Raw genomic sequence first — 21,253 nt, 5'->3', positions numbered from 1 at the left:
ATTAAATTTACGTCTATTCTGAAAGGAGTATTGAAGGGAAATTTAACGTTAGTCCAGAATACCTATGACAAAAAAAAATGCCACTATTTATGATATCTCAAAAAAGCTAAACATAAGTGTAGCAACTGTTTCCAGGGCATTGAACAATCATCCGAGAATCAGCCAGGCAACGAAAGAACTTGTAGTGAAAACTGCCAAAGAAATGAACTACAAGCAGAATAATCTTGCCAAGGCTCTGAAAAGCGGTGAAACTAAAAATGTAGGAATTATTGTTCCGTTTGTAAACACAAATTTTTTCTCATCGGTTATTCGCGGTATCGAAGAAGAACTTTCTACCTACGGCTATCATGTTATTATCTGTCAGAGCCATGAAGATGTCAATATTGAAAAAAGACATCTGAATACATTGCTTAATGCCCAAGTTGATGGAATTTTCATGTCTGTTTCCAGAACCACTGTGGATACGGAACATATTCAGCATATCTTAAATACTTCCAATACCCCGATTATATTTTTTGACCGAAAAAAAGATATTCCAGGAATCAGTACGGTAACCATAGATGACTACAGAGGAGGTTATATGGCCACTGAACACCTCATAAAGGAAGGCTACAAAAACATCTGTCATTTTTCAGGAGATTTAAATCTTGAAATTTATCAGAACCGTTTAAATGGCTACAAACAGGCTTTACTTGATCATGATTTACCCGTGAAAGAAGATAATATCATATCTACCGGAAGTTCTATTGATGCCGGTATTGAAGCGATAAAAAAACTGTGGAGTAAAAAATCGGTTCCGGATGCTATTTTTTCTTCGAGTGATTTTGCTGCATTGGGCGCCTGTCAGGAATTAAAAAAACGTAAAATAAAAATTCCTGAAGAAGTAGCCGTTATTGGTTTTTCTAATGAGCCTTTTACCCAGTTTATGGAACTTCCGATGAGTTCTGTTGACCAAACTCCGGTTACAATGGGACAAATGGCAGGACAGGTTTTTTTAGATCATATTAAAGATAATTCTTCTGGGGTTTCTATCGAGAAAAAAGTAGTTTTAAAACCGCAGATTTACATTAGGAAATCCTCGAAAAGAAAGTAGAAATAGTATACAATTTTTAGATAAATTCAAATAAAAGGGAATTATTAGTATATTTAACTCAAAATAATTTCCATGAACAAAATCTACTTATTCTTAATTTTTTTACTTTTTTTACAAATCAAGGCGCAAAGTGTCATTTTTTCACAACCTCACATAGGTGACTATGGTTCTGCTTTCGCTTCTTATACCACAACCAATGGTGATTTAATAGGTCCTGCAAGCAGTTTCATTCTGAATCAAACCAGTACCATTACCAAAATAAATATTTTTGGTCATCAGAGTCAATTAAATTTAAATTCTCTGTCTAATGGCTTTATCTTATATATTTATAATGATAATAATGGTGTTCCTGCAGGTCAGCCTATTCTTCAAACCGGAACTCCTGTTGCAGCAATCAATGTCACCAATAGTATTCAAGGGTATACCTTAGTAAATACAAGCAATACCAGTTATGTTTACTCCATAGATATTCCTGCGCTTGCAGGCTCAGTAATTTTACAGGCCAATACAAAATACTGGCTTTTCTTTGTAGCAAAATTAAATATCAATTCTATTGATATTAGTTCTCCACTCAAGTTTAATTGGTGGGGTGGATCAGATGGTACTCCTGGCTTTATGCGAATTTCTAATTTAACCGGTGCTCCGGGTTATCCTACCTGGACGATCTATCCTTATAACGGTTGTGCTTTCACCATTGAAGGTTCAACGTTAGGGACAGATGAAATTGTTTTTGATTCAACTAATATCAAGGTATATCCTAATCCAACTTCCGATTACATCCATATCGACACAAAGGATAAAATTAAACAAATAGCATTATATGATGTGAGTGGTAAGAAAATTTCAGCTACTCTAAATAATAACAATATAGACTTAAGGGGATTACCAACAGGCTCTTATTTTCTTTCTTTAGAAACAGAAAGGGGAACTGTGGTGAAAAAGATTATAAAGAAATAAATTCGCTTCAATCTTGATATCATAAGTTAAAGGAACAGAAAGAAAATGTTTCTTATAAAAGCGTAAGAAGCATTTCCAGCCTTAATATTTAATATAATTAATCTCCATGAATGAAATTCATAATGCAATTTTTTCAAATAACAAACAGGAATTGAGACGCAAAATTTGCTACATTCTTTATTTTATTTAAGTGAAATTATATTGAGTCAATGTATTGTGTAAAGCTAACTGTTACATTTCATTTTGAAAATAAATAAAACAAAATATAATGGGAATATTTAATTTTTTTAAGAGAAATAAAAAAAACTCGTCAGTAGAGACAGATTCGACAGATTTTATGGCAAAAATGGAAGCCATGGTACAAAAGATTAAAGTAGAAGAAGGTACTGATAATGACGAATTACCTAATCACAAAGGCGAATTTGGTTACTCAAAAGACAACCCTATTCTTTTAACAAGTATTTCTGAATCAAGAAAATACTTAAATAGATTAATTTATATAAAACCAGGCTCTTCTCAATATACTTGGGAAAGAACGGGTTCAATGAAAAGCAATATTGTCAGTGCACCAATTGATGAATACAATTTATTAGACACTGATTCTAATATTGTTAAAACAATTTATATCTGGCCTTACAACAGAATAAATTCCAAAAAAGTTCCAGAAGGATTTGGCTTGATGGATGACTAAATTGAAATAATAGTTAAAAACGGTACACAAATAAAGATATTGCCAAAAATGGTGCTTAAGTGCTTATTTATTTGTGAAGAAAGTCCGGCCTAAATAACCAAAAGAAAATGCTCCTTACAAAATCGTAAGAAGCATTTTCAACCCTAATATTTAATATAATAATCCACTACAGTGAGACCCCTCGTCTCCATGGAATGAAGTCATTCTGATTAAGTTGGTCTGCTTTGGTTTTTACTTCTCCGCTGGCTACTTTGATAATGAACTCCAAAAGTTCATCTGTCGCTTCCGGAATTGTCTTTTCTCCGGTGATTACAGTCCCGGCATTAAAATCTATAATATCCGGCATTCTTTCTGCCAAAACAGAATTAGAAGAAATTTTAACTACCGGAGAAATCGGATTTCCCATCGGCGTTCCAAGACCGGTTGTAAAAAGCACAACAGTAGCTCCTGATCCTGCTAAAGCAGTAGTACATTCGGCATCATTTCCCGGAGTACAAAGTAAATTAAGACCTGGTTTCGTAGCATATTCTGTAAAATCAAGAACCTCAACAATAGGTGCAGCACCGCCTTTTTTAGCAGCTCCTGCAGATTTCATAGCATCAGTAATTAAACCGTCTTTGATATTTCCGGGTGATGGATTCATATCAAAACCTGACCCGGCCGCCACTACAGATTTTTCAAAATCCTTCATCAGCTTAAGGAATTTTATTCCATCTTCATCATTAACACAACGGTTGACCAACTCCTGCTCCACTCCGCAAAGCTCTGGAAACTCAGCCAACATCGTTGTTCCTCCTACTACCGCCATAATATCGGAGACTTCACCCAAAACAGGATTTGCAGAAATTCCCGAAAAACCATCAGATCCACCACATTCCAATCCAATATTCAACTTTGTGATTGGTGCTGGTTTTCTTTCTATTTCGTTTGCTTTCTTAATTCCTTCGTAAGAATCTTTGATAACACCAGTAAGCATTTCATCAATAGTCCCGGACTTTTGCTGTTCATAAACAACAATCGGCTTTTTGTTATTCGGAGCTAAAGCATGAAGTGCATCCATGAAAATCTGCACCTGAAGATTCTGACAGCCTAAACTCAGAACTGTAGCGCCTGCAACATTCGGATTATTAACATATCCAGCAAACAGTCTTCCCAATGCTTCAGCATCCTGACGAATTCCGCCACAACCACCTTGATGAGTGATGAATCTTACATCTATATTTTTAAAAACTCTTGTATCTTCTCGCTCTTCCACAGCAACATCAGAAGTTTCGCCACCATTTAATAATGATCTTAATAACAATTGATGTTTACTGGCTTTTTCGTGCAACAATTCTTTTTCAAAAATGTCTTTCAGAGTTTCAATATTTTTGTTTTCACAAAAAACCAGAGGGAAGAACAACCATACGTTTTCCGTTCCCACTTGTCCGTCTTCGCGGTGATATCCCATGAAAGTACGGTCTTTCCATTTGTCGACATTAGGAGGAGTCCATCCCAATGTAGCCGTTTTACCTTCTACTTTTGCACTTTGGTGTTTTACATTTTCGGTGGTAATTACTTCACCTTTTTTGATGGACTGATTCGCTTTTCCAACGATTACCCCATACATAATAATGTGATCACCATCTGCAAAATCTACGGCAGCAAATTTATGTTTTGCTTTTATATCTTTGAGAATCGTGTAGTCTGCACCTTCAAGATGTACCGATTCTCCTGCAGGTAAATCCTGCAGCGCTACGATAACGTTGTCTTTAGGATTTACTTTCAGTACTTTCTTTTGCATAATTTCTTAAGAATAAGATTGTATAAAGTTATTATATGCAGTTTCCAAGTCATTATGGTCTATTTCCCACAGAGCTTTTGCAACCGCATCTTTAAGGCCTTCAACCTGAGTCAGGTCTGTCTCCCAGAAAGCCGTTTCACTTAATGACAAGTCCGCAACTTTCTCATAATCTCCGCTTGTCCAGATCTCTTTAAATCTAGCAACAATTATTTCTTCATCGTTAATTGGTAAAGATTTTTCACCAAGATTTCCCTGATAGAATCTGATTAAACTTGCTAAAGAGAACGTCAAATTCAATGGTAATTTTTTATTAATTTCAACATATCCCAATAAGCTCGGGAGAACTCTTACTTTAAATTTAGACACAAAATACAAAGCAATACTTGCCTGATAATGTTTGATAAAAGGATTTCTGAATCTGTCGAAAACCTCTTCTGCAAAATCTTTCAGTTCATTTTCATCCAAACCTAAAGTAGGATTTACCTCATTGAAAATACTTTCCTTTAAAAACTTCCCAATAAATGCATCATCAACAGATTCTTTTACCGTTTCTTTTCCTGATAAAACTGCGGGAGCCAACATCAAGGTGTGGCCTCCATTCAGGATTCTTACTTTCCTCAAACGATAAGGCTGAATATTATCCACCACTAAAATCTGTTCGCTGATTTTCTCAAAAGGAATTCTTGCCTTTAAATTACCGGCATCCTGAATCACCCAAAGTAAAAATGTTTCAGAAACCACCATCATCTGGTCCTCATAATCCAGCTGGTCTTCGTAAGATTCTGCATCATTTTTTGGATATCCGGGAACAATTCTATCAACCAATGTATTATGAAAATAATTGCTTTGTGTAATCCATTGCACAAAATCATCTTCCAAATCCCAAAGTTGAGCATATTTAATAATAATATCTCTTAATGCAAATGCATTGTCTTCAATAAGCTCACAAGGAATGATTCTTAAACCTCTGTCAGCAGCACCGTTGAAATGTTTGAATCTTTCATACAATAAAACGGTCAGTTTCGCAGGAAAATTCTTGTGCGGTCCTTGGTAACTATTTTCAATTTCTTCGTAAGCAATTCCTGTTTCTGTTGTGTTGGAAAAGATAAATTCAAGTTCTTCTTCTTTGGCTAATGCTAAGAATTCATTATAGTTTGTATAAGGATTGATCGATTTCTGAATGGCAGAAATCACCTGTTTTTCATCAACAATCTCTCCTTTTTTAATTCCTCTTGTGAAAAGCGTATACAGATTATCCTGCTCTTCCAGTTTATGAACCGATCCACCCTGAGTGGGTTGTACGTTCACTATTCCTGCATTGAATCCTGCTTCTTTATTTAATTGATCAATTACATAATCTGTGAATCCTCTCATGAAATTTCCCCCTCCAAACTGTATAATTTTAATGGGAAGCTTTTTCTGAGAACCGTTTAATTCACGATTTAATTTTTGTTTTATCTGATTTTCCATCTTTTCTAATATTGTTGTGTCGTTTTTTAAACACAAAGGACGCTAAGATTTTCTTTTTAAAACTTGATATATATTTTTAAGTTCGCAAAGGTTTTTGACTACGTCGAATCTTCGATTTCACTTAAATAAAACCACAAAGTTTTAATTCAATTTTACTTTTTATATTAATTTAAACCATTAAGATTTTTATTAGGGAATTAAGATGATTAAGAGAAATAAATTTCTTAAGCTTGTGCCTATAATTTGTTTGCAAATTCTTAATCATTCTTCATTTCTTAATTTTCCTTAATGGTTTAAAATTATTTAATGACTTTATATTTAGGAACCAATGTTTTCATTACTGTCCAAGCAATAAGATACGCTACGGCACATACTGAAAATATAATCATGTAACCTTTATCAATTCCATCTACAACTACTGCTCCTGATTTTTCCAATTGCTCGAAAAATCCATCAGGCAATCTCTCGTTGATGTATTGCGGATATTTTTCCAGTAAAGGTATTCCGTCTACGGTTGACCAGGCTTTATGAGCATGATCAAACAACACTCCAGATGATTTGTTGATAATAAACGAACCAATTCCACCTGCCATTCCACCAATTCCGGTGATCGTTGCAATCGCTTTTTTCGGGAACATATCGCCAACAGTCGAGAAAATATTTGCCGACCAAGCCTGATGTGCCGCTCCTGCAACGCCTATAATTAAAACCGGAAGCCAATACGTAATTGATCCTAACGGTTGAGCCAACAAAGCTAATAATGGGAAAAATGCAAAAATCAACATTGCTTTCATTCTTCCTGAATAGGCATTCATTCCTTTTTTTTCCACAAAATATTTTGGAAGCCACCCTCCAATGATTGACAATAATGTAATCATATAAAGAACAAACAATGGGAATGCACTTTGTGTGGAATCCATTTTATAAACCGAACTTAAATAGGCCGGAGTCCAGAACAGAAAAAACCACCAAACTCCGTCTGTCATAAACTTTCCAAAGGCAAATGCCCAAGTCTGTCTGTGACTGAAACATTCTTTGAAGGAAAATTTTCTTTCTTCAGCCGGTACAGCATTTTCCTCAGCCGGAACTTCTTCATGGTCCTGCTGAATATAGGTTAACTCATGCTCGTTAACTTTATGATGTTCATGAGGTTTCTTATAATAAAATACCCAAAGTCCCATCCATATAAATCCTAAGGCACCAATAATGATAAACGCCCACTCCCATCCCATGGATTTTGCAATGAAAGGGATTGTAATAGGCGCTGCTAAAGCTCCCACTGTTGCTCCTGCATTCCAGATACTGGTAGATAAAGCCCTGTCTTTTTTAGGAAAATATTCCGCTGTAGTTTTAATTGCTGCCGGGAAATTTCCTGCTTCACCGATGGCCAAAACGAAACGGGCAAAAACAAACAATGAAACACTTGTACTGATGATGGCCGAAGTATTAGAAACTGTTCCGATTAATTCCTTAGATCCATGAAAACCTGCTCCCCAATTTCCGGTAAGGACTCCGGATGTTGCCACTCCGCAAAAAGCATGTAAAACAGCTCCGATAGACCAAATTCCGATGGCCCACAGGAAACCTTTTTTAGTATCCATCCAATCTACAAATTTTCCTGCGAAAAGCATTCCTATCGCATAAAAAATAGAGAATAGAGCCGTAATATTTCCGTAATCGTTATTGTTCCAGTGAAATTCCGGGGCAATAAAATCTTTCCATGTTAATGATAAAACCTGACGATCCAGATAATTAATGGTAGTTGCAATGAAAAGCAATACGCAGATGGTCCATCTGAAATTCGTTGGTTTAATAGATTTAACTGAACTCATAGTAATCTTTTGAATTGAGTTATTATTTTAAAGTCTGAATAATTTCCAGCACTTTTTTAGTTTCATTTTCAATTGTTGCATAGTCTTTGGCAAGCATTAATTCTTTACTTACCAATTTACTTCCCATTCCTACAGCAGAAACACCTGCTTTAAACCAGCTTTCAATGCTTTCTTTTGTCGTATCAACACCACCTGTAGGCATAAATTTCAGATTCGGGAAAACATCTTTGATCGCACTCATGAATCCGGTTCCTAAAGCATTTCCAGGAAATAATTTAACGAAAGTTACTCCTGAATTTTCTGCTTCGATAATTTCTGTCGGCGTCATACAACCCGGACTGTACAATACATCTTTTGGAATCAGGAATGCCGCCACTTCCGCCACAAAACCAGGGCTAATGAAAAAATCTGCCCCTGCTTTATAATATTCTTCAGCTTGTGCTTTATTTTTTATCGTTCCGATTCCAAGCAACATATCCGGCATTTCCATATTACGGACTTCAATCATTTTGATGAAATTATTCAACGCAGCTTCACCACGGCTTGTATATTCTACGGCACGGATTCCTGCTTTGTAAAGTGATCTCAATATTTCTAAAGTTACCGTCTCATCTGCATTATAATAAAGAGGCAAAACTCCCTGATTGAGAATAGTATCCGTTACTAATTGAATTTTTGTCATTGTATAGTTTTTTTGAGCATTACAGGAATGAAACCTTATAATGCTTTTCTTATCTTTTTATTCTTCCCCCCGAATTTCCCTGCATTACTTCCAAAATGTCTTCAGCACTGCAATAATTGATATCTCCTAAAATGGTATGTTTTATGGCACAGGCAGCATTGGCAAAATTCAATGCTTTTTCGTCATCGAAATTAATTAAGCCATAGATCAAACCCGCCGCAAAAGCATCTCCTGTTCCGATTCTGTCGACTACAGGATTTACTTCTAAAAGTTCAGTTTCAAAATAAGTATCTCCGATTAAAGCTCTTCCCTGTGTTTGCTGAGAACTTGCTGTAACACCGATTCTTATTTTATCGAAAATCTTATAAATAGAAGGAATTTGTTGTTTTAATTCTTTACAGGCTTCCAGGAAACCTTCTTTATCTGATGAAAATTGAGTTCCCAGGATTTCATTGATCTCATTCACTCCTCCGATGAAAATGGTGGAATAACCAACTAGTTCTTTCAACACTTCATTTCCATTTTTACCATATTTCCACAGATTAGAACGATAAGCCGGATCGGTTGTAATTTCAATTCCCAATTCACGGGCGGTCTGTAAACCCTCTTTTAAAGTTTCGTAAGCCGTTTTGGAAATTCCTGGACTAATACCCGTCCAGTGAAAATAAGTACTGCCTTCAAGAGCTTTTTTCCAGTCTATATTTTGAGGATGGATATTGGCAAATGAACCGTTCAATCTGTTATAAGCAATCCTGCTTGCCCGTACCGAAGAACCCACTTCCAAAAAGTATACCCCTAAAGGATGTTCATTTTTACTGATAAAACGAGTATCAATCCCAAAACTTTTGACAAAAGACAATGCTGATTCCCCCACAAAATCATCAGAAACACTGCTGATATGTCTCACATCACAACCCATTGTTGCCAATGATGAAGCTACATTAAGCTCCGTTCCTCCGAAAAAGAATTCCATTTCATGGCTTTGCTTCATAGTTCTGTTTCCGGGTGGTGAAAGTCGCATGATCACTTCACCAAATGTGACTATTTTGTTGCTCATTTTTTGTAAACGTTCTTAATTTATTGAATATCTGTTTTTTGTTTAAACGCAAAGGCGTTTGACTACGTCGAATCTTCGATTTCACTTAAATAAGATTATAACAAGTTACAGATATTCAATTATTTTTTATTAAACCATTAGGATTTCATTAAGGAGTTTAGAAAAATTAAGTTGAGCATCGCTTTAAGCATTTTTGCTGAATTAAAATCTTTGATTTTACCTTAACCAAAACTTAACTTCTAAATAAATCTTAATGGTTTAAAATATTTTTGAATCTCTCGCAGATTTAACAAATTTTGCAGATGATTGTGTTAAAAAGAGATCTGTGTAATCTGCCATATCTGCGAGAGTTTTTATCTAATTAAAAATCAAAATAATTTTTGGCATTGTGATAACAAATATCAGAAATTATTTTTCCAACGTGCTCAATATCATCGGGTAATTCACCATTTTTCATTTCCTCACCAAAAAGGTTACACAATACTCTTCTGAAATATTCATGTCTCGGGAAAGAAAGGAAACTCCTGGAATCCGTCAACATTCCGACGAAACAGCTGATCAATCCCATATTGGAAAGGGCATTCATCTGCTTGATCATCCCGTCTTTCTGATCAAGGAACCACCATCCTGAACCGAACTGTACCTTTCCTTTAATACTCCCGTCGTTGAAATTCCCGATCATAGTAGCGAAAATTTCGTTGTCGGCAGGATTTAAATTATATAAAATAGTTTTTGTTAATTTATCTTTTCCGTCTAATGTGTTTAACAATTTAGACAACGTTTCAGCCTGAACGAAGTCACCGATAGAATCCCAACCTGTATCTGGTCCCAAAATTCTATGCATTCTTTCATTATTATTTCTCAAGGCCCCTAAATGGAACTGCTGAACCCAACCGAATTTGTGGTACGCTTCACCTAAGAATAATAAAATAGCCGTTTTGAATTGGTTCACCTGTTTTTCAGGGATAACTTTTCCGTTTAGTTTATCGGTGAAAATTGTGCTTACTTCTGCTTCTGAAGCTTCTTCGAAAGAAATATTGTTCAACCCGTGATCGCACAGTCTGCATCCATTTTCATGGAAATATTCAATTCTTTTGATTAATGCATCACACAAAGTCTGGTAGGAATTAATTTCAATTCCGGCAGATTCGCCTAGTTTGGAAATATAATCCGCGAAGTTGTGATTCTCAATTAAAATAGCTTTATCAGGACGGAAAGCCGTACTTACTTTGATAGAAAAATCGCTTTTCGCCAAATCCTGATGGTAATTCAAAATATCTGTAGGATCTTCCGTGGTGCACAGTGATTCTACATTCATCATTTTCAATAAACCTCTTGTTGATTTTTCAGGAGTCTGAAGTTGAGACGAGATGTTTTCGTAAATTTCTGATGCATTGTCCCCATTCAGCAATTCATCGATTCCGAAATATCTTTTCAGTTCCAAATGCGTCCAGTGATACAAAGGATTTCTTAATGTATACGGAACAGTCTGTGCCCAGGCTTCAAACTTTTCTTTGTCTGAAGCATCTCCCGTGATGAATTTTTCGTTCACGCCCATGGTACGCATCGCTCTCCATTTGTAATGATCACCTGCAATCCAGACCTTTGAAATATTTTCGAAAACCGTGTCTTCTGCAATATCTTTAGGAGTCAAATGATTGTGATAATCAATGATCGGTTGTTTTTCTGCGTACTTGAAGTATAATTCTTCAGCGTATTTATTCTGTAATAAAAAATTATCGGTAATAAAAGGTTTCATTTTAGTCTAATTCTGTTGTTATTCATTAGCAGGTTTCCCGATGGTTGCCAGAATTCCTCCATCTACGTAAATAATCTGTCCGTTGATGAATTTGCTTGCATCTGAAGCTAAGAAAATAGCTGTTCCTGCAAGATCTTCCGGATTTCCCCATCTTCCTTCCGGAGTTCTGCTGATGATAAAATCGTTAAAAGGATTGCCATCCACTCTAATAGGTTCTGTCTGAGAAGTCGCAAAATATCCGGGACCGATTCCGTTCACCTGAATATTGTGCTTTGCCCACTCTGTAGCCAGATTTTTGGTAAGCATTTTCAGACCGCCTTTTGCAGAAGCATACGCTACTACATTGTCACGGCCAAGCTCACTCATCATCGAGCAGATGTTGATGATCTTTCCCGATTTTCTTTTAATCATATATTTTCCAACCAATTTGGACATGATAAAAGGTCCTGTAAGATCCACATCGATTACTTTTCTAAAGTCTTCAACTTCCATCTCAATTGCCGGAACACGTTTAATGATTCCCGCGTTGTTAACAAGGATGTCTATTTTTCCATGGGTAGCTTCCATTAAAGCTACTTTCTGAGCAGCTTCCAATTCATCCGTTACATCAAAAAGATAACCGGTTGCTTTATATCCTTTGGAGTGATAATAGTTTAAAGCTTCCTCTAATTTTGACGGCGTCGTACTTGTGATCGCCAATTCGGCACCTGCAGCAGCAAGACCTTCTGCCATTGCCATACCTAATCCGTGAGTACCACCAGTAACGACTGCTACTTTGCCGGATAAATCAAATAAATTCATTAGAAAAATTACTTTAGTTCGTTAGTTTTGATTCCGTCCATATCGCCGTAGTCCATATTTTCCCCAGCCATACCCCAGATAAAAGTATAATTAGAAGTTCCGACTCCTGAGTGGATCGACCATTCCGGAGATAACACTGCCTGTCTGTTGGTCATAAAAATATGACGTGTTTCGCTTGGCTGTCCCATAAAGTGGCTCACAGTATGCCCTTCTTCCAGATCAAAATAGAAATAAGCTTCCATTCTTCGGGTATGCGTATGTGCAGGCATTGTATTCCAAACACTTCCCGGATGAAGTTCTGTCATTCCCATTTGAAGCTGGCAGGTTTCTAAAACGGAGTTTACAATCAGTTTGTTGATCGTACGTTTATTTGCGTATTTCTCTTCACCCAATTCTACGATTTCCGCTTCTTTTTTCGTAATCTTTTTAGTCGGATAAGCATGATGTGCAGGAGCTGAGTTGATGTAAAAATAAGGTTGTGCATCACCTGTTTTTTCAAAAATCACCTCTTTTGCTCCTTTCCCGATATATAAAGCTTCTTTGTTTCCAAGCTCATATACTTCTCCATCTACCGTAACTTTTCCTGCACCACCAACGTTGATAATCCCCAATTCTCTTCTGTCAAGGAAGTGTTGAGCTTTCAAGTCGTCTGTGGGTTCCAGTTTCAAAGCCTGTGTTGAAGGCATAATACCTCCTACAATCAGCCTATCGTACATAGAGTAAACTAATTTTACCTTATCTTCATTAAATAAATCATCGATTAGAAACTCCCGCCTAAGATCTTCAGTGGTATACTTTTTTACATCTTCAGGATGATGGGCGTAGCGAAATTCTGATTGTGACATACTGCTTTATACTTTTTTCTTTTGTGGTTTTTCAAAACCTGTTAAACATTGCGTAATCGATTGCATAAAATTACACTAAAAAATAATAGGAATACTTGTGGTTAAATATATAATTATTCTTCAATTGGTTAACAAAAAATTAATTTTAATTTATAATAATATGATTTTCAATTAAATAAAATTACAAAAAGAAAGAATTTAAGAAATGTTTTAAGAAAATTTCATGTTTCAGATTAACCAAAATTAATACACAGCCTATGGATAGAAATAAAATCATGCCAAAAAAATTTAAATTAATTTACCTATTAATTTAATAAAAATAAGTCTTATTCACTCTTTATATTATATATAATAAGTTTAATCTTTATTAAGTATAAAATTCGGTTTATTATACGCTCTAAAAAGATGACAAAAATCAGGAAAATAAAGAAATTTTTCTTCTCAGTCTTTAATTTGGGGAATTTTCAAGGCTCTAAAAAGACATTTTTTTAAGCAAATTTTATTTTTTTTAATACTAAACAGCTTAATTTTTATGTTTTTTTTAAAAATAATTTGAAAGAAAAAACAAAACACAAATAATTAATTATCAATATTTTAAATAAAACTAACGAACAAATGTTTTGTTAATTTTAAGATTTTAAACAACCAAATTAATGAAAAAATAATATTTTTTTCTTTGCATATTGGAAAATAATATTAGTTTAGAAGCCAAGATATTTTATCATGAAAAATTACGCAATCGATTGCACATTTAAATGCGTTAAATTTTTTAAAATATTTTACTCCTAAAAAAGACAGGAAAATACTTACAAAATCCACAAAAAAACACAAGGATTGAAAAAAACTTTTCAACCAAAATTAAAACTATAAGGATACAAAATGGATAAAAAAGTACAATCTATAAAATGGTTATATTTAACTGTTTTTCTACTTCCTGTCCTTGCAATGGCTCAGCAAAAAGAACCAAAAAAGGAAAAAGAAACCACTATTGATGAAGTGGTTTTGGTAGGCTATACAAAAGTTTCCAAAAAAGATGTAACGAATGCGGTTTCTTCTGTAAAGGGAGATGCAATCAAAGATATGCCTTCCACCAATGCTGCAGAAGCAATTCAAGGGAGAATGGCCGGAGTACAGGTTTCCCTAAGTGAAGGATCGCCCGGCGCAGATGTGGATATTGTGATCCGAGGAGGAAACTCCATCACAGGAAGCAACGCCCCTCTCTATATTGTAGACGGAGTTCAAATGGATAATGCCCTGTCAATTTTATCTCCGAAAGAGATCGAATCTATTGAAGTTTTAAAAGATGCCTCTTCTACCAACATTTACGGAGCAAGAGGAGCAAACGGAGTGGTCTTGATAACAACAAAAGGAGGCCGTAAAAAAGCTAAAACATCAATTAATTACAACGGATTCTTAGGTGTAAGAAAAATTCAGAATACGATTGATGTATTAGATCCGTATCAGTATGTACTCTACCAATACGAACTCTATAACAAGGCCGGAGTGCAAACCGATATTGACGCTTTTAAGTCGAGATACGGAACCTACGATCAATTGGAAAAATACAAAGATGTAAAAAAGAGAGATTGGCAGGATGAAGTTTTCGGAAGAGAAGCATTCAACTTTACTCATAATCTTTCTATTACGGGAGGATCTGATAACTCCTCTTTCTCATTGTCATTAAATAATGTACAGGAAGACGGGATTATGATCGGTTCCGGGTTTAAAAGGAATATGGCCAATTTCAAATATGACTATGACCTGTCAAAAAAGGTAAGCCTTACGCTAAATGCCAGATATAGCAGGCAAACCATTTTCGGTGCAGGAACTTCTTCTACAGGTTCACAAAGTACAAACAGGCTGAGAAACGCAGTGAGATATCAGCCTTTTGAAGGGGGTTCTACGGTAAATGTGGATGATTTTGATCCGTTGTTTGCCAACGAAACCAATCTTGTGAATCCTATTCTTTTAGCCAATAATGAAATCAAAGAAAACGGTAGAAATGATTTACTTCTTAACGGAACTTTAGAGTATAGAATCAATAAAGATTTTACGTTCAGAAGTGTGATTGGATATTTACAGAGAGACGAATTTGTCAATCAATTTTCCGGAACGGTAACCACTCTTGCGAGACAGAATAATGATCAGCCGGTAGTTTTTCTAAGTAAAACTCAATCCAGAAGAATTACCAATACCAATACATTAAACTTCAGAAAAACATTTGGAAATCATAAACTGGACCTACTCGTTGGACAGGAAATTGTAAAAACAGATGCTGAATCATTAACCATGAATGTTAAATGGCTTCCCAAATCTATAAGTGCCCAGGAAGCATTTGCGAACATTCAGTCTGTCAATACTCCGTCAGGATTAGTACAAGACCCTGCCAAAACAAATGTTTTGCCTGACCGTATAGCATCATTTTTCGGAAGAGCCAACTATATTTTTAAAAATAAATATATTCTAACAGCATCTATGAGAGTAGATGGCTCCAGTGTTTTCGGGCCTGGAAACAGATGGGGATATTTCCCTGCCGCTTCTGCAGCCTGGAAAATTACTGAAGAAAAATTCTTAAAAGACAGCAAAACAATCAGCGATTTAAAACTTCGTGCAGGGTATGGTTTATCCGGAAATAACAGAATCGGAGCTTTCTTGTATGATACCTTCTTCATTACCTCTTCCGACTACGGATATGCTTTTGGGACCAATGTAACGCCGGGTGCTACAACAGGAAATATTTTGGCTAATAAAAATGTAACCTGGGAAAAAGCCACTTCAAAAAACCTTGGATTGGACTTTGGTTTATTTAAAGGAAAAGTATATGGTGCATTGGATGTTTATCAGACGGATACTAAAGATTTATTGCTTCTGGCACAGATTCCAAAGGACAGAGGATATGAATATCAATACCAAAACTCAGGAAGCACGACTAATAAAGGGATTGAATTCTCAATAGGAAGTGCCATCATCAATAACAAAAATTTCACTTGGAAAATTGATGCCAATATATCTTCAAACAGAAATACGATCAAAAGCTTAGGAAATAGTGCATCTCCAAGTGCTTATTCCTACTTATATCCTTCCGGATGGCAAAATAATTTAAATGATTTCCTTGTGCAGGTGGGTAAGCCGGTAGGGACTTATTGGGGATATGTGACAGCAGGAAGATATGAGATCAGTGATTTTAATTATGATCCGGCTACACAAGCATATACTTTGAAAGCTGGTATAGCAAGTTCCGCAGCTGCTGCAAACGGAGCAAAAGCCGTACAGCCGGGAGATCTTAAACTTCAAGATCTAAACGGTGATGGTGTTATTGACAATAAAGATATGACCGATTTAGGAAATGCTCAACCTAAATTTTATGGTGGTTTTAACCAAACTTTTCGTTACAAAAACTGGGATATGAGTTTAATGTTCAACTTCTCTGTTGGAAATAAAGTATACAACGCCAACAAAGTTGAATATTCTACGCAATATTTATATAAAGACAATAATATGTTGGCAGAAGTTGCTAACAGATGGAGATGGTTCGATGACGCAGGAAATAAGGTAACTGATCCGACTGCATTAGCCGCCCTGAATGCAAATACCACAGGATGGACGCCACCGGCAGGCGCTTATTTTCTTCATTCATATGCTATCGAAGACGGATCTTTCTTAAGATTAAACAATGTAACTATAGGGTATTCCCTTTCTAAAGAGTTTACGAAACAGTTGGGTCTTACCAACTTCAGATTGTATTTTACGATGAACAACGTATTTACAGTTACAGGATATTCCGGATATGATCCGGAAGCCAATACAAGAAGAAATCCTTTAACACCTGGTGTAGACTATGCTGCTTATCCGCGTAGCAGATTTATTTTATCAGGAGTTGACATTACTTTTTAAACCCTAATATTATGAAGAAAAATAAATTTTTAGCCATTGTATTTTCTATTGCAGGTTTAATATCTTTAAATTCCTGCGAACAATATTTGGATGTAGAAAGCTTATCCAATACGGCTGAAGCGCAGCAGTTTGATTCTGCCCCTGATACTTTTTCAGCTTTGGTCGGAGTTTACAACGCCACTATGGGTGATAATACCTATGGACAAAGAATGAATCTTATTCTTACACAATCCGGAGACGATTTAAGAACTTCGGGAGATTATAATGCCAATGACAGAAGAGGAATCAGTTGTTTCGGAGCCATTCCAACGAATACAGAACTTTTGAGACCTTTTTTAGATACCTATGCAGGAATTGAGAGAGCCAATCTTGTTATCAAGAATATTCCTCTTTCCCCTGTATATAAAACTGGTTCCGACGCAGATAAAAAACTAATGGACAGATATTTGGGTGAAGCTTTAACACTGAGAGCCCAGTTCTACTATGATCTCATTAAAAACTGGGGAGATGTTCCGTTTCAGGATGTTCCGTCAGCAGATCTTCCTGATTTATATCTTCCAAAAACAGACAGAGATATTATTTATGAAAAAATTCTGGCCGATTTATTAAAAGCAGAAGATCTTGTTCCGTGGAGATCAGAAGGTGGTACAACTGCCCAGAGGATCTCAAAAGGTGCCGTAAAAGGGTTAAGAGCAAGAATCGCTTTAGCAAGAGCAGGATATTCATTAAGAAGAGCTCCACAACAAATGTTACAGGGATCTAATCCTCAGAAATATTATCAGATCGCTTACGACGAATGTAAAGATATCATCAATTCCGGACAGCACCAACTTAATCCTAGCTATGAGGGAATGTTCAGAGCATTACACACTAATTCTCAAGATGCAACCAATGAAGTGATCTATGCCATCGGAGCATTTGGAGGGAACTCTAAGACGGATAGTAAAATTGGTTATTACAATGGGTTGAGACATGACGATACGGACTGGAAATCCTCAGGAGGTATCAGTGCAATTCCTGTATATTTCTATGAATTTACTAAATATGATCTGAGAAGAGACGTAAACATTGCCATTTTCAGAGTAAATACTTCAAAACAGGAAGAACTTCAGACCTCCATCAACTGGAATGACGGTAAATTCAGAAAATCTTGGACTTCCATTACGGGAACTTCTCAGAACTTAGGTATTGACTGGCCTTTATTGAGATACGCTGACATTTTGTTAATGTTCGCCGAAGCAGATAACGAACTTCATAACGGACCTTCTACAGAGGCAATAAATGCAGTTTTATCAGTGAGACAAAGAGCTTATGCAGGAAACTTAGGTCAGGTTGGAACCATCCCTACAGACAAGACAGGATTCTTTAATTATATCGTAAAAGAAAGACAATTGGAATTCGGTGGAGAAGGGCTTAGAAAATATGATCTGATCCGTTGGAATTTATTGGAAACAAAAATTAACGAAACAAGAACCAAGCTTACCCAATTCATGAATGGTACAGGAGCTTATGCCAATGTTCCGGAATATATTTTCTATAAAAAAGTGACATATACTCCAACCAAAACGGCTCAGCAAAATGTTTCGGATATTGATTTCTACACGGCTACAGGAGTTGCGAAAGCAGATGTTTTCTACAGCCCGAACCAAAGTGTTGCCACGCCTTCCGGCTATACAAAAGTAAACTGGAGACTTGCCATGACACAGCCATACATCAGTGGAGATCCAATCAAAAGTTATGCATACTATTTCCAGGCAAACAGGAAAGAATTGCTTCCATTAGCTTTGGACGTGGTCAATTCTAACTATAATCTTACACAAGATTACGGATACTAGATAAAAAATTCACATTCATATCAAAGAAATACAGGCTTCATCTCACCAAGAGAAGTCTGTATTTTAACTAAAAATTTTTCAATGAAAATTTCCGCTTTTCTTAGAAATTTAACATCAACTGTAATCCTTTCGATCATCTTGTCAGGTCTTCTTTCTTTTAAAACTGCCGATAAAACAATCGTGGTTTCAAAAGACGGAAAAGGCAACTTTACTACAGTACAGCAAGCCATCGATGCCGTTGAAAACGGTTCTTCCACAAGAACAAAAATTGTAATTAAAGCAGGAACTTATAAAGAAAAAATCATCATTCCTGAAACAAAAGGAGCGATATTGCTGGAAGGAGAAAATCCTCAAAATACAATCATTACTTATGATGACTTTGCCTCAAAAAAGAATTCCGAAGGAAAAGACATTGGAACGACAAACTCTTCCACAATTTTCATCCATTCCAATAATTTTATAGCAAAGAATATTTCGTTTGAAAACAGTTCAGGAAGAGTTGGACAGGCTGTTGCTGTTTTAACTTCAGGAGACAGAATTGTATTTGAAAACTGCAGATTTTTAGGAAATCAGGACACTTTATATTTAAAAGGAGTTCAGGATTCACCGGACAAAACAAAACCTTCAAGAAATTATTTTAAAAGCTGCTATATCGAAGGCACAACCGACTATATTTTCGGCGCCGGAACCGCTGTTTTCGAAAACTGCACTATTTACTCAAAAGAAACTGCAAGCTATGTTACCGCAGCTTCTACTCCACAGGAAAATGAATTCGGATTTGTTTTTATCAATTCAAAAATTACCGGAAATGCTAAAGAAAATTCGGTCTATTTAGGAAGACCATGGAGACCCTTTGCTAAAACCGTTTACATTAATTGCGAGATCAATTCAACCATAAAACCTGAAGGATGGCATAACTGGAACAAACCTGATGCTGAAAAAACCAATTTTTATGGAGAGTTTAATTCAAAAGGTTCTGGAGCAAATGCTACAAAAAGAGTTTCTTGGTCACATCAAATAACCGAAGAAGAAAGTAAAAAATATACAACACAGAATATCCTGAAAGGAAAAGATAACTGGAACCCATCAAAAAGTTTAAAATAAAATAAACCTAAAAACACCAAAGATTTTCAGTCATGAAAAAACACTTCACAAAACTATTCACGATAGGAATTTTATGTGGTATTTCCATAGACATTAATGCTCAAAACGTGGTAAGTTTTCCTGGTGCAGAAGGCTTTGGAAGATATACAACAGGCGGGCGTGGCGGAAAAGTATATGCTGTTACAAAACTTACGGATGATGGTTCAGAAGGAACTTTAAGATATGCTTTGAATCAAAAAGGTCCTAGATATATAATCTTTAAAACAGGAGGAACCATTTACCTCGAATCGCCTTTAAAAATAAAAGAAGGGAACGTTACGATTGCCGGACAAACAGCTCCCGGAGATGGAATTAGCGTTGCCAACTACGAAACTTTTGTAGGCGCAGATAATGTAACCATTCGTTATATGCGGTTCAGAATGGGTGACCAGAAAAACTTTGAAGGTGATGCTTTAGGAGCAAGATTCATCAAAAATCTGATAGTGGATCATTGTTCAATGAGCTGGTCAACAGACGAGACCGTTTCTATTTATAATAACGAAAATACAACGCTTCAGTGGTGTGTGATTGCAGAAAGTTTAAGAAATTCTGCCCACCAAAAAGGAGCTCACGGATACGGAGGAATTGCAGGAGGAAAATTCGCCTCTTTTCATCATAATATCTACGCTCATCACGACAGCAGGAATCCAAGATTGGGAGAATATGCCGGAAGTAAATTTGCATTGACCGACCTTACCGACTTCAGAAATAATGTGATCTACAATTGGGGACACAACAATATCTACGGCGGAGAAGGAATGAATGTAAATATCGTTAACAATTATTACAAACCCGGCCCTGCAACAAGAACCAAAGAAAGAATTGTTGCTATAGATAAAAATGAAAAACCAGAAGCCGAAGCGTACAACATCTGGGGAAAATATTACATCAACGGAAATGTAATTGAAGGAAATCCCGAAGTTTCAAAAGATAACTGGACAGAAGGTGTTTTTGCACAGATAAAAGCAACATATAATATAACTGAAAAGGATAAAAATACTCTAAAGATCAACCAACCTCACGATATTCAGAATAATGTAAAAACAGATTCACCAAAAGATGCTTATGACAAAATTTTAAATATCGGAGGAGCAAGCTTGGTAAGAGATGCTGTTGATCTTCATGTCTTAAAAGATGTAAAAGACGGAAGTTTTACTTACAATGGTTCAAAAGGAAGTTCCAACGGAATCATTGATTCTCAGAAAGATGTTGGTGGATTTCCGGACCTGAAACAGGGAACACCTCTACTCGACTCCGACCATGACGGAATGCCTGATGAATGGGAAATTAGAAATAAATTAGATCCGAAAGTGCCCAATACCAACGGAAAAAATCTACATAAAGACTATGACAATATTGAAGTGTATTTTAATGATATTGTTAAAAAAATTACTGAGACGCAATAAATACC

General features: G+C 35.9%; 15 protein-coding genes. 7 read left to right on the top strand and 8 right to left on the bottom strand.

Annotated elements, in window-relative coordinates:
• The first annotated feature begins 64 nt into the window (after nucleotides 1–64).
• From P0Y62_16950 to P0Y62_16940, 3 genes are all read left to right on the top strand, one after another.
• Entirely contained in the window at nucleotides 65–1,093 is a 1,029-nt protein-coding gene (locus P0Y62_16950; protein ID WEK69511.1) for a LacI family DNA-binding transcriptional regulator, read from the top strand.
• A 72-nt stretch (nucleotides 1,094–1,165) separates the two neighbouring features.
• Nucleotides 1,166–2,050, top strand: coding sequence for a T9SS type A sorting domain-containing protein (locus tag P0Y62_16945; protein ID WEK69510.1), 885 nt, complete (start codon nucleotides 1,166–1,168; stop codon nucleotides 2,048–2,050).
• Between the two features lie 268 nt (nucleotides 2,051–2,318).
• A complete protein-coding gene (locus P0Y62_16940) occupies nucleotides 2,319–2,741 on the top strand; it encodes a hypothetical protein (GenBank protein WEK69509.1) in 423 nt (140 codons plus the stop codon).
• 166 nt (nucleotides 2,742–2,907) lie between these two features.
• On the opposite strand, the gene P0Y62_16935 is transcribed toward P0Y62_16940, so the two are convergent.
• The 8 genes from P0Y62_16935 to kduI all read right to left on the bottom strand — a co-directional run bounded on the left by P0Y62_16935 (nucleotide 2,908) and on the right by kduI (nucleotide 12,970).
• Nucleotides 2,908–4,524, bottom strand: a complete 1,617-nt coding sequence (locus P0Y62_16935; protein WEK69508.1) for an altronate dehydratase family protein — start codon at nucleotides 4,522–4,524, stop codon at nucleotides 2,908–2,910.
• A gap of 6 nt (nucleotides 4,525–4,530) precedes the next feature.
• Nucleotides 4,531–5,994: a tagaturonate reductase gene (locus P0Y62_16930; GenBank protein WEK69507.1), complete on the bottom strand. Its 1,464-nt coding sequence runs from the start codon at nucleotides 5,992–5,994 to the stop codon at nucleotides 4,531–4,533.
• A gap of 299 nt (nucleotides 5,995–6,293) precedes the next feature.
• The gene (locus P0Y62_16925; GenBank protein ID WEK69506.1) at nucleotides 6,294–7,826 is read right to left on the bottom strand and encodes an MFS transporter; all 1,533 of its coding nucleotides are present in this window, start codon (nucleotides 7,824–7,826) and stop codon (nucleotides 6,294–6,296) included.
• Nucleotides 7,827–7,848: 22 nt separating this feature from the next.
• On the bottom strand, nucleotides 7,849–8,508 hold the full coding sequence (locus P0Y62_16920; GenBank protein ID WEK69505.1) for a bifunctional 4-hydroxy-2-oxoglutarate aldolase/2-dehydro-3-deoxy-phosphogluconate aldolase: 660 nt from the start codon (nucleotides 8,506–8,508) through the stop codon (nucleotides 7,849–7,851).
• Nucleotides 8,509–8,557: 49 nt separating this feature from the next.
• A complete protein-coding gene (locus P0Y62_16915) occupies nucleotides 8,558–9,565 on the bottom strand; it encodes a sugar kinase (protein WEK69504.1) in 1,008 nt (335 codons plus the stop codon).
• 361 nt (nucleotides 9,566–9,926) lie between these two features.
• Complete coding sequence (uxaC, locus tag P0Y62_16910) at nucleotides 9,927–11,324, bottom strand: glucuronate isomerase (protein ID WEK69503.1); 1,398 nt, start codon at nucleotides 11,322–11,324, stop codon at nucleotides 9,927–9,929.
• A gap of 18 nt (nucleotides 11,325–11,342) precedes the next feature.
• On the bottom strand, nucleotides 11,343–12,125 hold the full coding sequence (locus P0Y62_16905) for a gluconate 5-dehydrogenase (GenBank protein ID WEK69502.1): 783 nt from the start codon (nucleotides 12,123–12,125) through the stop codon (nucleotides 11,343–11,345).
• 8 nt (nucleotides 12,126–12,133) lie between these two features.
• Nucleotides 12,134–12,970, bottom strand: coding sequence for a 5-dehydro-4-deoxy-D-glucuronate isomerase (gene kduI / locus P0Y62_16900; protein WEK69501.1), 837 nt, complete (start codon nucleotides 12,968–12,970; stop codon nucleotides 12,134–12,136).
• 879 nt (nucleotides 12,971–13,849) lie between these two features.
• Here kduI and P0Y62_16895 point away from each other — a divergent pair.
• From P0Y62_16895 to P0Y62_16880, 4 genes are all read left to right on the top strand, one after another.
• Nucleotides 13,850–16,864, top strand: coding sequence for a TonB-dependent receptor (locus tag P0Y62_16895; protein ID WEK69500.1), 3,015 nt, complete (start codon nucleotides 13,850–13,852; stop codon nucleotides 16,862–16,864).
• Nucleotides 16,865–16,875: 11 nt separating this feature from the next.
• Nucleotides 16,876–18,699: a RagB/SusD family nutrient uptake outer membrane protein gene (locus P0Y62_16890; GenBank protein WEK69499.1), complete on the top strand. Its 1,824-nt coding sequence runs from the start codon at nucleotides 16,876–16,878 to the stop codon at nucleotides 18,697–18,699.
• Nucleotides 18,700–18,780: 81 nt separating this feature from the next.
• Nucleotides 18,781–19,803: a pectinesterase family protein gene (locus tag P0Y62_16885; GenBank protein WEK69498.1), complete on the top strand. Its 1,023-nt coding sequence runs from the start codon at nucleotides 18,781–18,783 to the stop codon at nucleotides 19,801–19,803.
• A gap of 32 nt (nucleotides 19,804–19,835) precedes the next feature.
• Nucleotides 19,836–21,248: a pectate lyase gene (locus tag P0Y62_16880; GenBank protein ID WEK69497.1), complete on the top strand. Its 1,413-nt coding sequence runs from the start codon at nucleotides 19,836–19,838 to the stop codon at nucleotides 21,246–21,248.
• Nucleotides 21,249–21,253: the final 5 nt, after the last annotated feature.

The sequence above is a fragment of the Candidatus Chryseobacterium colombiense genome (assembly GCA_029203185.1).
Classification (GTDB): Bacteria; Bacteroidota; Bacteroidia; order Flavobacteriales; family Weeksellaceae; genus Chryseobacterium; species Chryseobacterium colombiense.
The sequence above is the reverse complement of the archived record's forward strand: the minus strand, read 5'-3'. Positions and strand labels throughout refer to the sequence as shown.

What these genes read in the sequence shown, in the direction of transcription:
- P0Y62_16930 (WEK69507.1), bottom strand. Translation starts at nt 5,994, where the DNA reads ATGGAAAATCAGATAAAACAAAAATTAAATCGTGAATTAAACGGTTCT.
- P0Y62_16935 (WEK69508.1), bottom strand. Translation starts at nt 4,524, where the DNA reads ATGCAAAAGAAAGTACTGAAAGTAAATCCTAAAGACAACGTTATCGTA.
- P0Y62_16895 (WEK69500.1), top strand. Translation starts at nt 13,850, where the DNA reads ATGGATAAAAAAGTACAATCTATAAAATGGTTATATTTAACTGTTTTT.
- P0Y62_16885 (WEK69498.1), top strand. Translation starts at nt 18,781, where the DNA reads ATGAAAATTTCCGCTTTTCTTAGAAATTTAACATCAACTGTAATCCTT.
- P0Y62_16920 (WEK69505.1), bottom strand. Translation starts at nt 8,508, where the DNA reads ATGACAAAAATTCAATTAGTAACGGATACTATTCTCAATCAGGGAGTT.
- P0Y62_16890 (WEK69499.1), top strand. Translation starts at nt 16,876, where the DNA reads ATGAAGAAAAATAAATTTTTAGCCATTGTATTTTCTATTGCAGGTTTA.
- P0Y62_16915 (WEK69504.1), bottom strand. Translation starts at nt 9,565, where the DNA reads ATGAGCAACAAAATAGTCACATTTGGTGAAGTGATCATGCGACTTTCA.
- P0Y62_16905 (WEK69502.1), bottom strand. Translation starts at nt 12,125, where the DNA reads ATGAATTTATTTGATTTATCCGGCAAAGTAGCAGTCGTTACTGGTGGT.
- P0Y62_16950 (WEK69511.1), top strand. Translation starts at nt 65, where the DNA reads ATGACAAAAAAAAATGCCACTATTTATGATATCTCAAAAAAGCTAAAC.
- kduI (WEK69501.1), bottom strand. Translation starts at nt 12,970, where the DNA reads ATGTCACAATCAGAATTTCGCTACGCCCATCATCCTGAAGATGTAAAA.
- P0Y62_16945 (WEK69510.1), top strand. Translation starts at nt 1,166, where the DNA reads ATGAACAAAATCTACTTATTCTTAATTTTTTTACTTTTTTTACAAATC.
- P0Y62_16940 (WEK69509.1), top strand. Translation starts at nt 2,319, where the DNA reads ATGGGAATATTTAATTTTTTTAAGAGAAATAAAAAAAACTCGTCAGTA.
- uxaC (WEK69503.1), bottom strand. Translation starts at nt 11,324, where the DNA reads ATGAAACCTTTTATTACCGATAATTTTTTATTACAGAATAAATACGCT.
- P0Y62_16880 (WEK69497.1), top strand. Translation starts at nt 19,836, where the DNA reads ATGAAAAAACACTTCACAAAACTATTCACGATAGGAATTTTATGTGGT.
- P0Y62_16925 (WEK69506.1), bottom strand. Translation starts at nt 7,826, where the DNA reads ATGAGTTCAGTTAAATCTATTAAACCAACGAATTTCAGATGGACCATC.